This window comes from Achromobacter animicus (assembly GCF_040775605.1).
GTDB lineage: Bacteria > Pseudomonadota > Gammaproteobacteria > Burkholderiales > Burkholderiaceae_B > Achromobacter > Achromobacter animicus.
Genome location: NZ_JAYGJK010000001.1, coordinates 3,152,144 through 3,164,438, shown reverse-complemented (window position 1 = coordinate 3,164,438; position 12,295 = coordinate 3,152,144). Strand labels below are relative to the sequence as shown.

Below are 12,295 nucleotides of genomic sequence, written 5' to 3'. Positions count from 1 at the left end.
GATGGCCTGCTTGCGCCTGTCAATCTCCGCGCCGGCCCACACGCGCCGGGCTTTCCGAAGACACCACACCCCATGAACGACCGCCTGCAGCAGACTCTGCGCCGCTTCGACGACTACAACGCCGCCGACCCCAACACGTTTAACTGGAAAGGCGAATCCTGTCCGCAGGAGCTGTTTCTTGCGCAAAAGCTGCACGAATGGGTCATGAAGCTGGCGCCCGATGCTTCCGAACCGTTGATCCTGGCGTCCCGGTGCCAGCACATCGGCCGCTGGGAGATCGCACGCGCCAGCTATCCCGAAGGCCGCATCGGCTACCTGACGTGGCGCAAGGCGCTGGCACGGCATCACGCCGGCATCGCGCAGGAGATCATGAAGGAAGCAGGCTATCCGCAGGCAGATTGCGAGCGCGTGGCGGCAATCCTGATGAAGCAGGGCATCAAGCAGGATCCGGACGTGCAGGTCATGGAAAACGCGCTGTGCCTGGTGTTCCTGCAATACCAGTACGAGGCCTTTTACCCGGCCCACGAAGACAAGATCGTCGAGATCCTGCGCAAGTCCTTGCTGAAGATGGACGGCGCGGGGCATCAGCAGGCCATGACGCTGACCTATTCCGAGAAGGGCATGGGCTACATCAAGCAGGCGCTGGCGGCGCTGGAGCCGGCAGGCTAGTTACAGCCGCATCAATGCAGAAAGGCCTGCGCCAGACCGGGAAACATTGTCCCGGCCTGGCGCAGGCCTGAATTGCTTTTGGCGGGCTTATTCGGACGCTTGGGGCGTGACGTCTGCCTGGGTGGCGTCAGTGGGCGTGACGTCTGCGGACGTTGCACCGGCGGCCTTCGTGTCGGCGGCTTTCACCTCTGCGGCTTTCACCTCTGCTGCCTTCACATCCACGGCTTTGACATCAGCGGACGGCACGTCGGCTGGTTGCGTGTCAGGGGCGGCGTCAGCAGCCGGCGCCGGGGTCTGCTCAGCAGCCGTCTGCGCCTTTTTCTCGGCCCGTGCGCGGGCGGCGTTGCGCGACGCGTTGCGAGATGCCATGCGCTTGGCGTGACGCGCTTCGTTGGCGGTCACGGCGCCGGCGGGTTCGCCGTTCAGGTCCACGCGCGGCGCGTCCTCGACCATGCTGGCCCAGTAGCGGCGGCCATCGCACCAGGTCTTGACGGCTTCCTTGATCTGCGCCTCGTCGAGCTGCAGTTGCTCGGCGTGTTGCACCAGGTCCGCCAGCACACCCAGCTTGAGGGGCAGCTTGGGCGCGGGGTTCTTGGGGAAAGCCTTGGGAAAGTGACGTTGCAGGCGCGAAATGGCGACGACCACGGGATCGACCGGCGTCTCGCGCTTTTCGGGACGCGGCGCACGCTGGCCCTTGTCGCCGCCTTGCGCGCGCTTTGCCTTGTCGCCGCCTTGCGGACGCGGACCCTTGCCGGCGCCTTGCGGGCGGCGCGGCTTGTCCGTGCCTTGCGGTCGCGATTCGTTCTTCGAGCCTGCCTTGTCAGGCGACTGCTTGATAAGCAATTCCCGGATCGCGGCTAATTGTTCTAGTCCCATGTGCTACACAAAAAAAAGGTTGAGGCGGCGAGCGTATCCGCTGCGCCGCCAGTTGTCGGCCTTTCAGCAGCCCTGAAAACTTCTACCCGGAGATGACCACGAGCAGCGCCAGCGACAGCAGGATGCCGAACGCGGCCAGGGCAAACGGCAGTAGTAGAACATACACGCCGCGTTCTTGCCCCCGTCCATGCGCCAAACCGGCCGCAATCGACATCCGGACCGGCGAAAAAATCCCCATCGACGTGCCCGACACGTGCAGCAGCGCGGCGGCCGCGGGCACGTTCAGACCGCCCTGAAGCGCTAATGATAGCTGGGAAGACATGAACAGGCTGTTCGGCGCATTGCCGCTGTTGGCCAGAATGCCGAATGCGCCAGCCAGAAGAGGCGTGATCAGGATAGTCCAGTCGCGCAGGCTCGAGAATAATCCATCGGCATACGCCCGGGAAATGCCCGCGCCCGCCAGCACCTCGGCCATCATTGCAAACAGAAAGACGGACATGACGGCATGACGTCCTGTCATCCACGCGGCGCGTGCCTGAGTCCGCAGCGCGCCCGGGTGGCGTTGCCAGGCGGCCATGGCTACCGCGCCCGCGATCAGCCAGCTTCCGGCGTGCAGAAAAGGCATCCAAGCCGGCAGGTCCGCATAAGGCTTGAAATCGGCCACGCCGGCAAGGCCGCGATTCAGGCCGGGGACGAGCCGCGTAGCCACCAGCCAGGCGATGAGGGCGATGTAGGGCAGGGCGCGGCGTGCGGCGTCCAGCGCTTGCCCGCGATCGGGCCTGCGGTCCGCCAGGAAGCGCAGCACGATTAGCGGACCATAGGCTGCCAGCAGCGCCGTTTCCGGTCCCAGCAGTGCGGTCGCTGCCGTGAGCAAGGCCAGGCTCGCGGCCATCCAGCCCGCTTCACGCCCCAGTTCGGCCGCAGGCGCGGACAGCGCCGCGCGTGCGGCAGTGCGCCAGTACAGCGCCAGCCACACCCCCATCAGCAGCGCCACGGGCCCCATGCTGTAGAGAGCAAGCTGCGTGGCCGGCACCCGCGCGTAGGCCGAGGCCAGCAACGTGCCGCTTCCCATCGCGCCCCACGGGATCAGCGTCTGGCTGAGCAGCGCGAACACCATGATCTCGCGCGGCTTCAGGCCCAGCGGCCGGATCAGCATCACCGTTCCCAGCATGCCCACGCCGAAGCCCGTGGCGGACTCGGCAAACGGACCGACCAGGAAACAGGCGAAGAAGAGCAGCCGGCGCCGTGCGAGGGGTTCGGGGCGCATGGCGTCCGGCGGATTGCCTGCCGCGCCCTTGCTCATGCCGCCTTGCGCCGCCATCTGCCAGAACAGCAGGCCGCCGAGGATGTAGGGGGTGATGATCCAGCCGATCCAGAGTCCGCGTTCCAGGGCAACGGCCATTTGCGCCAGCGCGAACGGCGCGGGCGCGGCGAGCAAGGCGATGGGCAGCGCCGCCAGCAGGCCCAGCGCGGCGGCGATGGTCGTGTTGACGCGCCCGCTCGCGATCGCGGCGATCACGGTCAGCGCCGGCAGGGACCACAGCAGGTACATCATGAAAGAAACATCCGCATCGCCCGGGTGAAGTCGCGGCGCAAAGCGTATCAGTCTATGGCCGCAGCGGGTAGCCGTGGCGATGGGCAGGACGAAGGTGGGCGACGAAGGCGGCGGGCGGGGTCCAGGCAGGGACGCGGGCGTGCACGCAGACCCCAGACGCAAGAACGCCGGCTGGCGTTTGCACGCGAGCCGGCGTTCGGGGGTGACGGGTCAGGTCGGTATTGCGTTGTCTACTGGCGTTGTTTACTGGTTCGCGCCGCGGATGTTGCCGGCGATACCGCCGGCTGCACCGCCAATGGCGGCCCCGGTCCAGGCGCTGCCCCCCGCGATGGCGGCAATGCCGGCGCCCGCCGCGGCGCCCATCAAGCCACCCGTGACGGTGCCTTGCTGTTCCTTGGTCATGTTGGTGCATGCGGCCAGCGATGCCATCGCAATGGCCAGGCCTATCGTGCGGATAGTCTTCATGGCGGCTCCTAGGGGGTGCGTTTCGTCTTGGTGGCAGGCACGACGATCTCAAACCAGATCGTCTCCATGACGGGGCGATCCAATTGGCCCGGATTGGCGGCATACCAGCGGTCGATGGTCTCGCGCACCGAGTCCAGCGTCTGGTTCTGAAGGCCCGCGGAGAACTTGGGCACCAGCGTCTGGGTATCCGGCACGGCCCGGCGTTGCTGATAGGCGCGTTCAACCTCAAGCGCATTGGCCACGCCCAGCAGATAGGCCTTCTTGAGGTTGGCGTCGGAATCGGTCCAGTGCTTGCCGGTGATGATCGGGGCGGGGTCCGAGGGGGCGGCCGTGACAGCCGACCCGACAAGCATCGAGAGGGCTACGGTCGCTGGGCCAAGCAGGTGTTTTACTCGCATCGCATCGCTCCTGTTGGGGGAACAAAAGATAGAAAACAACCTTCGCGCGCGATTCGGGCGGGGGGATCGAGATGGCCGATCGAAAAGCGGTACCGATCAATTTATGCCTGAATGCGTGGTCATGCAAGACCGGATTACAGGACGGATCGGCCGCTTCGGGATGCTCAATAGGCGGCGGACGGGGCGGGCGCCGCGGCGTTCGGGTCCGCGCAAGAGAAGCTTGCCGCCAGCCGGCGGGCGCTATTTGCGTAAAGCAGCACGTCAACGCCTACCGCCACGAAGGTGCAGCCCAGTTCCAGGTAACGGCGCGCCAGCGCGGGGTCCGATGTCAAGGTTCCGGCTGCTTTGCCGTGTTCGATGATGACTTGCATGGCGCGCTCGATGGCGGCTTGCACGTCCGGATGCCCGGGCCGCCCGCGATACCCCATGGACGCGGCCAGATCGGCCGGCCCGATGAACACGCCGTCCACGCCGGGCACCTCGCAGATCGCCTCCAGGTTCGACAGCGCCTGCACCGTTTCCGCCTGCACCAGCAGGCAGATCTCGTCGTCGGCGATTTCCAGGTAGTCCTGACGGGCGCTCCAGCGTGATGCGCGCCCCACGGCGCTGCCCACGCCGCGTATGCCTTGCGGTGGATAGCGGGTCGCGGCCACCAGGGCGCGGGCCTGCTCGGCGGTGTCGACCATCGGCACCAGCAGGTTCTTCGCGCCGATGTCCAGCATCTGCTTGATGAGTGCGGTGTCTCCGGCCACCACGCGCACCACGGGCTGGGCGCGGTAGGGCGCGACGCTCTGCAGGGCGGCCAGGGTGCCGCGCAGGTCGTTCGGTGCGTGCTCGCCGTCGATCAGCAGCCAATCGAAGCCTGCCGTGGCGGAAACCTCGGCCAGATAGGGGTCGGCCATCGAGAGCCACAGGCCGACCTGGGCCTGGCGCGCGGCAAGGGCCGTCTTGAAGGGGTTGTGTGCAGGCATGCGTGAAGGTTCCTGAAATGACGGGTCAGCTGACGATGCCCAGATGCCAGGGCACGAATTCATGGTTGCCCAGGCCCAGCGCTTCGCTCTTGGTCGGCGCGCCCGAGGCCGCGCGCAGGATATGGTCGAAGATGCGTTGTCCCATCTGCGCGATGTCCACCTCGCCATCGAGCACCGCGCCGCAATTGATGTCCATGTCCTCGACGAGGCGCGCATACATGCTGCTGTTGCTTGCAAGCTTGAGCGTGGGCGCGGGCTTGGAGCCGAACATCGATCCGCGGCCCGTCGTGAAGCAGATCAGGTTGGCGCCGCTGGCGATCTGACCGGTGACGGCGACGGGGTCGTAGCCGGGCGAATCCATGAAAACCAGGCCTGCGCGGTCGATGGGCTCGGCATATTCATACACGGCCTGCAGCGGCGTCGTGCCGCCTTTCATGGCGGACCCCAGCGATTTCTCGAAAATGTTGGCCAGCCCGCCTTGCTGGTTGCCGTGGCCGACGACGCCGTTGAACTGCGCGTTGTGTCCGGCCGTGTACCTTTCCCACCAGGCCAGCCGGTCCAGCAGTTTCTGGCCCACTTCCGGCGTGACGGCGCGGCGCGTCAGCAGGTATTCCACCCCGTGGATCTCCGGGGTTTCGGACAGGATCGCCGTGCCGCCGTGCCGCACCAGAATGTCCATGGCTGCACCCAGCGCGGGATTGGCCGTGATGGCGGAGTAGCCGTCCGATCCGCCGCATTCCAGGCCGATCTTGAGGTGGCTTGCCGGCACGGGGCTGCGGCGCGCGGCATCGGCCAGCGGCAGCATCTCGTTGATGGTCCGGATGCCGGCCTCGATCGTGGCCCGGGTGCCGCCCGTGTCCTGCATCACGAGCGTACGCACCCGCGCGTCCCCGGCCAGATCCTGCGATTCGATCAACGCCGACACCTGATTGCGTTCGCAGCCAAGCCCCACGATCAGCACGCCGGCCAGGTTCGGGTGCCGCGCGTAGCCGGCCAGCGTGCGTCGCAGGACGTCGAAATGCTCGCTGGGCGACGACATGCCGCAACCGCTCGTCTGCGCGAACGCCACTACGCCGTCCACGTTGGGAAACGCGGCAAGGCGTTCGGGCGTGAAGTGCTGCGCGATGTGGTGGATGACCGTCGCGGAACAGTTCACCGACGCAAGGATGCCGATGAAATTGCGCGTGCCCACCCGGCCATCCCCCCGAACGTAGCCCTGAAACGTCGCGCGTTCGGCCTCGGGCAGAATGTCGACCGGCCGCACATCGCGGCAGAAGCCCGGATCCCGCTCGAAGTCGGCGAGCGCAAGATTGTGGGCATGCACGTGCTCGCCGGCTTCGATGTCGCGCGCGGCCACGCCGATGATGGCGTCGTACTTGCGCACCGGCGTGCCTGCCGGAATCCGGCAGGCCGCAATCTTGTGGCCGCCCGGCACCTGCGCGCGTACCCGCAGGCCCAGCGCCGGGATAGGCATGCCCAAGGCCAGGGCCTCCCGGGCGACCAGCACATTGTCGTTGGCGTGCAGCCGGATCAAGGGATTGGAAGTCACCGGGGATCAGCCTTTCTGCAGCATTTCTTTCAGTTTCAGGCGCGCGATCAGCGCGGTCTCCTGCGCATAGACCGACGCCACATAAGCCTGGTAATCCGGCCCGTCCAGGTACATCACCGGCGCATCGATGCGGTCGGCCACCTGCTTGAAGGCGTCGCTCTTGACCGCAGTGCGGAAGGCCTCGCGCAGCTTGCGCTCGACGGCGGGGTCCAGGCCCTTGGGCGCGCCGATGCCGTTGGGGGCCTCGACCACGACGTCGTAGCCCAGTTCTTTCAGGGTGGGCGCATCCTTGAAACGCGAGGCGCGCGACTCGCCCCAGGTCGCCAGAAGCCGCAGCTTGCCTGCCTCGACATGCGGCGCCCACGAGCTTGAATCCGCCAGCAGATCGATCTGCCCGCCCAGCACATCCTGCAAGGCGGCCGCGCCGCCCTTGTAGGCAATCGCATTGAAACGCACGCCGGCCGTCATGGCGAACTCTTCCATGCCCACATGCGTCGCGCCGCCGATGCCGGCGTGGCCGTATGTCAGCTTGCCGGGATTGGCCTTTGCGTAAGCCACGACCTCCTGCAACGTCTTGAACGGCGAGCTGGCAAGCACTGCGATGCCGAAGGTCTGGCCCGACGTACGGGCCAAATAAGTCAGCTCGCTGCGCGGATCAAGCTGCAACAGTCCCAATTGCGAGAAACGCGCCACCGAAATGGGAATCTGGCCGATGGTGTAGCCGTCGGGTTGCGCCTGCGACAGCGACTTCGTGCCGATCATGCCCGAGGCGCCCGCGCGGTTCTCCACCACGATGGACTGGCCCAGCACGCCCGACGCCACCTGGCAGAGCGCGCGCATGGACTGGTCCGCGGTGCCGCCAACGGGCCAGGGGCAGATGAAGGTGATGGGGCGCTGCGGATAGTCCGCGGCGCGTGCCAGGCCGGGGGCCAGCAGGCCGGCCGCGCCGGCGCCAGCCATGGCGCCCAGACAGGCGGCGCCCGCCAGGAACCTGCGCCGGTCCCGGTCAGGGGTGGGGATGTGCCTCATGGTTTGTCTCCGATGTGATTATTTTTGTGAGCACCCTCAAGGCTACAAGGCCGCCCGGATCTATTCTCGTGAGCTTATATATAACTATCCAATAGAATTGCCGCATCGAAAGATAACAAGTCTGATATGTAAGGATGTTGGCATGGCGCACCTGGACCGCGTGTTCCGCTCAAACCTGAAGCTGCGTCACCTCCAATTGGTGGTGGCGCTGGACGAGTTCCGGCATTTGGGGCGCACGGCCGAGTTCATGGCGGTCAGCCAGCCGGCGGTGTCGCGCATGTTGTCGGAGGTGGAGTCCATGCTGGGTCTCGCACTGTTTGCGCGGTCCGTGCGCGGAACGGAGCCCACCGACGCGGGCGCTGCAGTGGTGCGCTTTGCGCGCGGCGTGCTGGCGCAGTACGAGCGCACGCGCGATGAGATCGACGCCGCCGCAAGCGGCGCGGCCGGCAAGACGCGGGTGGGGGCGATGGCGGTCGCGCTGCCGGTGCTGCTGGCGCGGGCCGTGCATGCCTTGAAGCTGCGGTCGGCGCGCGCGACCGTCCTGATCGAAGAGGGCGATCTGACCCATCTACTGCCCAAGCTGCGCCTGGGCGAACTGGATCTGTTCGTGGGAAGGCTGGAGCCAGGCTACGCCGCGCCCGATCTGCATGCCGAAGCGTTGTTCGAAGAGCCGATGGTAGTGGTGGCGGCGCCCGGCAGCGACGTGGCAGGCCGCAGCGCACCGGGGTGGGCGGATCTGGCGGCGTTGCCTTGCGTGATGCCGCCGCCGTGGGCGTCATTGCGGGTAAAGCTGGAGCAGCAGTTCCATCATCGCGGCCTGCAACCGTCGTCCGATCTGATGGAAACGTCGTCCTACCTGTCCACGCTGACTTTCATTCGTGAGCGCAATGCGGTGGGATTTCTGGCGAAGTCGGCCGCCCGCAGTTTCGAGCGTCAGGGCCTGTGCCGGATCCTGGACGTGCCGCTGGACCTGGCATTGCCGCCGGTTGGCATCATCACCTTGCGTGAAGCCCGGCTGCCTGCGGCCAGCGCGCACCTGATCGAATGCCTGAAGAACGAGGCAACGGCGCTGATGGCTGATGCGGCAAACGGCGCCGGTTAGGGCGGCGCCGTTCCCGCGATGGGCTTTACTTCGCGGCGGTGGTCTGTGCCGCGGCGGGCGCCAGCGCCTGCAGGAGCAGCTTGGCGTTGGCCTGCAGGTCGGCAACGGGATCGGCCCCGTCGGTGGCCAGCACGACGGCCTTGGCGCCGCCGGCTTCGATGGCCTGGCGCAGTTCCGGCGTGGGCTCGCGGTGCAGCAGCGCGGCGGCCGCGCCGTTGTCCTTGAGTGTGGCGGTCAGCGCCGCCAGCGTCTCAGGTGTCCAGTCCTTGTCATCGCGCGCGTTCGTGTCGATCAAATCCAGATTGAACTCGGCAATCAGGTAGGGCAGGCGCTCGGACAGGCTGACGACGGCCACGTTCTCGGCCTGAGCCAATCCGGCCTGGCTGCTGGCGTTCAATTCGACCAGCGTGCGCTTGATCTGCGCCAGGTTCTCGGCGATGCGCTTGTCGTCGGACGGGGACAGGCGCCCCAGATCGGCGGCGACGATGTCGGCCATGCGTCCCAGGTTGACGATGCTGAGCCACGGGTAGGCGGCAAACTGTCCGCCGGGGCGCGTGTCGCTTTGCAGAGCAATGCCGTTCAGCGCACCATCGAGCGGACGGGCGGCGTCGATTTCGACGATGCGGATGTTGGTGCGCCGCGCGTTGGCGTAGAGCGGATCGTCGGGCCAGATAGAGCGCAGGCCGACCGCGGCGTCCGCCGATGCGGCGGCCTTTTGCAGCGCAGCGCCGCCGCGCCCGCTGAAATACGACGTGAGGCGGGTGGCGGGCAGGTTGGCGGGCGCGGCGCGCTCCACACGGATGGTGCTGCCTTTGGCCAGGCTGTCGGTCAGCGCAAACACGACGGGATGCGCGGCCAGCACGGTGACGCTGCCCGCGGCGGCGGCCGTGGCTTCCGGCTGCGCGGCGCGCGCGGCGCGGCCGGATTTGGTCGCCTCCTGGGCTTGCGCCGTGACGGCGGCGCCCAGCGCGGATGCCAATGCCACGGCCAGGGCGGCGCGGCGCAGGGTGACTGACTTCAAACTCATGCTGCATTTCCTTTCAGACCGGGGACCAGGCCGCGTGCCAGGGCCGAGATCGCAAACAAAACTCCCGCGACCAGAATGATGGCCGCGCCGGAGGGGATCGGCAGTTCCAGTTCGATGGGCAACATGATGCCGGCCAGTGTGCTGAACAGCGCGAACAGCACCGACATCGTGAAAAAGCCCTTGAGCGATTGCGCCAGCATCCGTGCCGCGGCCGCCGGAATCACCAGCAGTGCGCCGACCAGAACGGCGCCGATCACCTTGACCGAGGCCACCGTGACCAGCGTCACCAGGATCACGAACAGGTAGTCCATGGCCTTGACGGGCACGCCGCGCACGGCGGCCAGCTGCGGATTGAAGCTGGCCAGCATCAGCCGGTTGTAGTTCGGCAGGGCCAGCGCCAGCGCCAGGATCGCCACGCACGTCAGAACCGACAGGTCGTTGCTGTTGACGGTAAGCACCGAGCCGAACAGCACGTTTTCCAGGATGTGGATGTTGATGCGGCCTGACAACACGAGCAACAGGCTTGCGCCCAGCGCCAGCGACACCGACAGGAATACGCCAATCAGCGTGTCGGGCGTGAGGCGCGTGCGATTGCTGAGGAAATTGAGCAGGATGCCGAAGATGAGGCAATAGCTGAACAGGCTGCCATACGGTCCGGTGTAGGGCTCGCCCAGCAGGATCCCGATAGCGACGCCGGTCAGCGCGGCATGGCCCACGGCTTCCGAGAAGAACGCAAAGCGCTTGACCACGACCAGCGTGCCCAGGCCACCCAACACCGGTCCGATGATCAGGCCCGCAAGCAGGGCGTTGGTGACGAAGCCGAAGGCCAGCGATTCGGGCAGTACGCCGGATTCCGCCGCGCTCTGAATGAGCTGGCGCAGGTTGTCGAAAAAGGCGTTCATGCGGCGCGCTCCTGCGGCTGATTGCCAACGCGCGGCCGGGTTGAAAAGAGCGCAAGCAGGCGGTCGGGCGTCAGCACCTGCGCGGGCGGGCCGTCGCATAGCACCTGGCGGTTCAGGCCGGTGACGCGATCGGCCAGGCGGCCGACGGCCTCGAGGTCGTGTTCGATCCACAGCACGGTCACGCGCTGCGCGCGCCAGCTGTCCAGCAGTTCCTCAAACACGCGCACGCCGGCTTCGTCCAGCGCCGACATGGGTTCGTCCAGCACCACCATCGACGGGCTGGGCACCAGGCCCTGGGCCAGCAGCACGCGCTGGCGCTCGCCGCCCGACAGCGCGCCCATGCGGCGGTTGCGCTTGTCCTGCATGCCAACGCGTTCCAGCGCGTCGCCGATTTCCTTCGATTTCGCGCGCGACAGGCCAAGGAACGCAGGTTTGCGCTGGCACATCGCGGCCATGAAATCGTTGACGGTCATGGGCAGGCCACGATCGAACTCAAGGGCCTGCGGGATGTAGCCGATGACGCCCGCCCGGTCGCCCGGCCACGCCACGCTGAGCTTGCCGCGATGCGGCATCTGGCCCAGCAGCGTCTTGACCAGCGAACTCTTGCCGCCGCCGTTGGGGCCGACCAGCGCATGCACGCTGCCGGCCGCAACGCTGAAGGCGACGTCGCTGAGGATGTCGGTACGGCCGAGCGTCAGGGAGATGTGGTCGAAGGTCAGCGTGGGACCCATTGCGCCGCCCGGGTGGGCTGTCACGGGGCCGGTCACGCGCCGGCCTCTTCGATGGCGCGCACCACGGTGGCCAGGTTCTGCTTCATTTCTTTTTCGAACTGCTCGGGGCTGTATTCGCCATACGAGATGTGCGACAGCGCATACAGCTTCACGCCGGTCTCGCGCTGGATCGTCTCGACGTACGCGGACGGGAAGTTCAGCTCGGAGAAGATCACCTTGACGTCCGCCGCGCGCAATTGCTCGATGGTGCCCTTGAGCTGCGCGGGGCTGGGCTCGATGCCGTGCGCCGGTTCGACAACCGCAGTGACTTCCAGGCCGAACTCACGCAAGAGGTAGTCGTAGGCGCCATGGATCGTGGCCACGCGCAGGTCCGCGTTGGGCGCTTTTGCAAGCTGGCCAAGGGCGTCGGCGCGCAGCTTGCGCAGACGCTGGCCATAGGCCCGTGCATTGGCGGTGTAGGTCTGCGCGTTGGCCGGGTCGATACGGCCCAGTTCGCGTGCAATGGTGTTGATCTGGGCGATCGAGGCTGTGATCGACAGGAATGTGTGCGGATTCACGACCTTGCCGGAATCGCCGCCGCCGCGTGCGGCCATGCCCACGGCCGCCAGCAGCGGCACCTGCGCGTTCGCTTCGATCACGGGGATCTTCGGCGTTTCGCTGGCGGCGATCATGCGGTCCGCAAAGTCGTCATGGCCGATGCCGTTGAGCACCACGACATCCAGGGTGCCGATGCGCTTGATGTCTTCGGCACGCGGCTCGTAGGCGTGCGGATTGAAGCCCACCGGAATCAGCGGCACGACCTCGGCCTTGTCGCCCACGATGTTGGCGACGTAGCTGTAATAGGGATGCAGCGTCACGCCGATCTTCAGGCGCTTGACCTCTTCGGCGTGGACGGGCGCGGCGAAGGCGCCGGCCAGCAGCGCCAGCGCGGCGATCGGCGCGGCGCAGCGGCGCAGGAGCTGTGAGAAAGACGAAAAGGCAGACATAAATCCGTAGGCTCGTGTCGGAAGACGAAGGGGGA

Annotated in this window: 13 protein-coding genes; 2 read left to right on the top strand and 11 right to left on the bottom strand. The window is 66.8% G+C overall.

Annotated features, from left to right (window positions below; genetic code table 11):
- Window positions 1-72: 72 nt before the first annotated feature.
- Window positions 73-669 carry a DUF4202 domain-containing protein gene (locus AB3147_RS14305; protein WP_367352210.1) on the top strand — a complete coding sequence of 199 codons (597 nt, stop codon included), beginning with the start codon at window positions 73-75 and terminating at the stop codon, window positions 667-669.
- A gap of 87 nt (window positions 670-756) precedes the next feature.
- Here the strand turns inward: AB3147_RS14305 and AB3147_RS14300 are convergent, their stop codons facing one another.
- The 7 genes from AB3147_RS14300 to AB3147_RS14270 all read right to left on the bottom strand — a co-directional run bounded on the left by AB3147_RS14300 (window position 757) and on the right by AB3147_RS14270 (window position 7,512).
- Window positions 757-1,545, bottom strand: a complete 789-nt coding sequence (locus AB3147_RS14300; RefSeq protein ID WP_367352209.1) for a ProQ/FINO family protein — start codon at window positions 1,543-1,545, stop codon at window positions 757-759.
- A gap of 82 nt (window positions 1,546-1,627) precedes the next feature.
- Window positions 1,628-3,100: a hypothetical protein gene (locus AB3147_RS14295; RefSeq protein WP_367352208.1), complete on the bottom strand. Its 1,473-nt coding sequence runs from the start codon at window positions 3,098-3,100 to the stop codon at window positions 1,628-1,630.
- Between the two features lie 243 nt (window positions 3,101-3,343).
- The gene (locus AB3147_RS14290) at window positions 3,344-3,565 is read right to left on the bottom strand and encodes a hypothetical protein (RefSeq protein ID WP_056318016.1); all 222 of its coding nucleotides are present in this window, start codon (window positions 3,563-3,565) and stop codon (window positions 3,344-3,346) included.
- An 8-nt stretch (window positions 3,566-3,573) separates the two neighbouring features.
- Window positions 3,574-3,963, bottom strand: a complete 390-nt coding sequence (locus AB3147_RS14285; RefSeq protein WP_175121468.1) for a hypothetical protein — start codon at window positions 3,961-3,963, stop codon at window positions 3,574-3,576.
- Window positions 3,964-4,127: 164 nt separating this feature from the next.
- Complete coding sequence (hpaI, locus tag AB3147_RS14280; protein WP_367352207.1) at window positions 4,128-4,934, bottom strand: 4-hydroxy-2-oxoheptanedioate aldolase; 807 nt, start codon at window positions 4,932-4,934, stop codon at window positions 4,128-4,130.
- A gap of 25 nt (window positions 4,935-4,959) precedes the next feature.
- Window positions 4,960-6,483 carry a UxaA family hydrolase gene (locus tag AB3147_RS14275; RefSeq protein WP_367352206.1) on the bottom strand — a complete coding sequence of 508 codons (1,524 nt, stop codon included), beginning with the start codon at window positions 6,481-6,483 and terminating at the stop codon, window positions 4,960-4,962.
- 6 nt (window positions 6,484-6,489) lie between these two features.
- Window positions 6,490-7,512, bottom strand: coding sequence for a tripartite tricarboxylate transporter substrate-binding protein (locus tag AB3147_RS14270; RefSeq protein ID WP_438860975.1), 1,023 nt, complete (start codon window positions 7,510-7,512; stop codon window positions 6,490-6,492).
- 142 nt (window positions 7,513-7,654) lie between these two features.
- On the opposite strand from AB3147_RS14270, the gene AB3147_RS14265 reads away from it, so the two are divergent.
- Entirely contained in the window at window positions 7,655-8,614 is a 960-nt protein-coding gene (locus tag AB3147_RS14265) for a LysR substrate-binding domain-containing protein (RefSeq protein WP_367352205.1), read from the top strand.
- 25 nt (window positions 8,615-8,639) lie between these two features.
- Here AB3147_RS14265 and AB3147_RS14260 read toward each other — a convergent pair whose 3' ends face one another.
- Genes AB3147_RS14260 through AB3147_RS14245 form a run of 4 tightly spaced genes read right to left on the bottom strand, consistent with a single transcriptional unit; the run spans window position 8,640 to window position 12,260 of the window.
- A complete protein-coding gene (locus AB3147_RS14260; RefSeq protein ID WP_367352204.1) occupies window positions 8,640-9,641 on the bottom strand; it encodes a metal ABC transporter solute-binding protein, Zn/Mn family in 1,002 nt (333 codons plus the stop codon).
- Window positions 9,638-10,543, bottom strand: coding sequence for a metal ABC transporter permease (locus AB3147_RS14255; RefSeq protein WP_367352203.1), 906 nt, complete (start codon window positions 10,541-10,543; stop codon window positions 9,638-9,640). Before AB3147_RS14255 ends, AB3147_RS14260 begins: the two co-directional genes overlap by 4 nt.
- On the bottom strand, window positions 10,540-11,310 hold the full coding sequence (locus AB3147_RS14250; protein WP_246282786.1) for a metal ABC transporter ATP-binding protein: 771 nt from the start codon (window positions 11,308-11,310) through the stop codon (window positions 10,540-10,542). Before AB3147_RS14250 ends, AB3147_RS14255 begins: the two co-directional genes overlap by 4 nt.
- Window positions 11,307-12,260: a metal ABC transporter substrate-binding protein gene (locus AB3147_RS14245; protein ID WP_367352202.1), complete on the bottom strand. Its 954-nt coding sequence runs from the start codon at window positions 12,258-12,260 to the stop codon at window positions 11,307-11,309. Before AB3147_RS14245 ends, AB3147_RS14250 begins: the two co-directional genes overlap by 4 nt.
- Window positions 12,261-12,295 lie beyond the last annotated feature (35 nt).

What these genes read in the sequence shown, in the direction of transcription:
- AB3147_RS14290 (WP_056318016.1), bottom strand. Translation starts at nt 3,565, where the DNA reads ATGAAGACTATCCGCACGATAGGCCTGGCCATTGCGATGGCATCGCTG.
- AB3147_RS14270 (WP_438860975.1), bottom strand. Translation starts at nt 7,512, where the DNA reads ATGAGGCACATCCCCACCCCTGACCGGGACCGGCGCAGGTTCCTGGCG.
- AB3147_RS14245 (WP_367352202.1), bottom strand. Translation starts at nt 12,260, where the DNA reads ATGTCTGCCTTTTCGTCTTTCTCACAGCTCCTGCGCCGCTGCGCCGCG.
- AB3147_RS14285 (WP_175121468.1), bottom strand. Translation starts at nt 3,963, where the DNA reads ATGCGAGTAAAACACCTGCTTGGCCCAGCGACCGTAGCCCTCTCGATG.
- AB3147_RS14295 (WP_367352208.1), bottom strand. Translation starts at nt 3,100, where the DNA reads ATGATGTACCTGCTGTGGTCCCTGCCGGCGCTGACCGTGATCGCCGCG.
- AB3147_RS14300 (WP_367352209.1), bottom strand. Translation starts at nt 1,545, where the DNA reads ATGGGACTAGAACAATTAGCCGCGATCCGGGAATTGCTTATCAAGCAG.
- AB3147_RS14255 (WP_367352203.1), bottom strand. Translation starts at nt 10,543, where the DNA reads ATGAACGCCTTTTTCGACAACCTGCGCCAGCTCATTCAGAGCGCGGCG.
- AB3147_RS14265 (WP_367352205.1), top strand. Translation starts at nt 7,655, where the DNA reads ATGGCGCACCTGGACCGCGTGTTCCGCTCAAACCTGAAGCTGCGTCAC.
- AB3147_RS14305 (WP_367352210.1), top strand. Translation starts at nt 73, where the DNA reads ATGAACGACCGCCTGCAGCAGACTCTGCGCCGCTTCGACGACTACAAC.
- AB3147_RS14260 (WP_367352204.1), bottom strand. Translation starts at nt 9,641, where the DNA reads ATGAGTTTGAAGTCAGTCACCCTGCGCCGCGCCGCCCTGGCCGTGGCA.
- hpaI (WP_367352207.1), bottom strand. Translation starts at nt 4,934, where the DNA reads ATGCCTGCACACAACCCCTTCAAGACGGCCCTTGCCGCGCGCCAGGCC.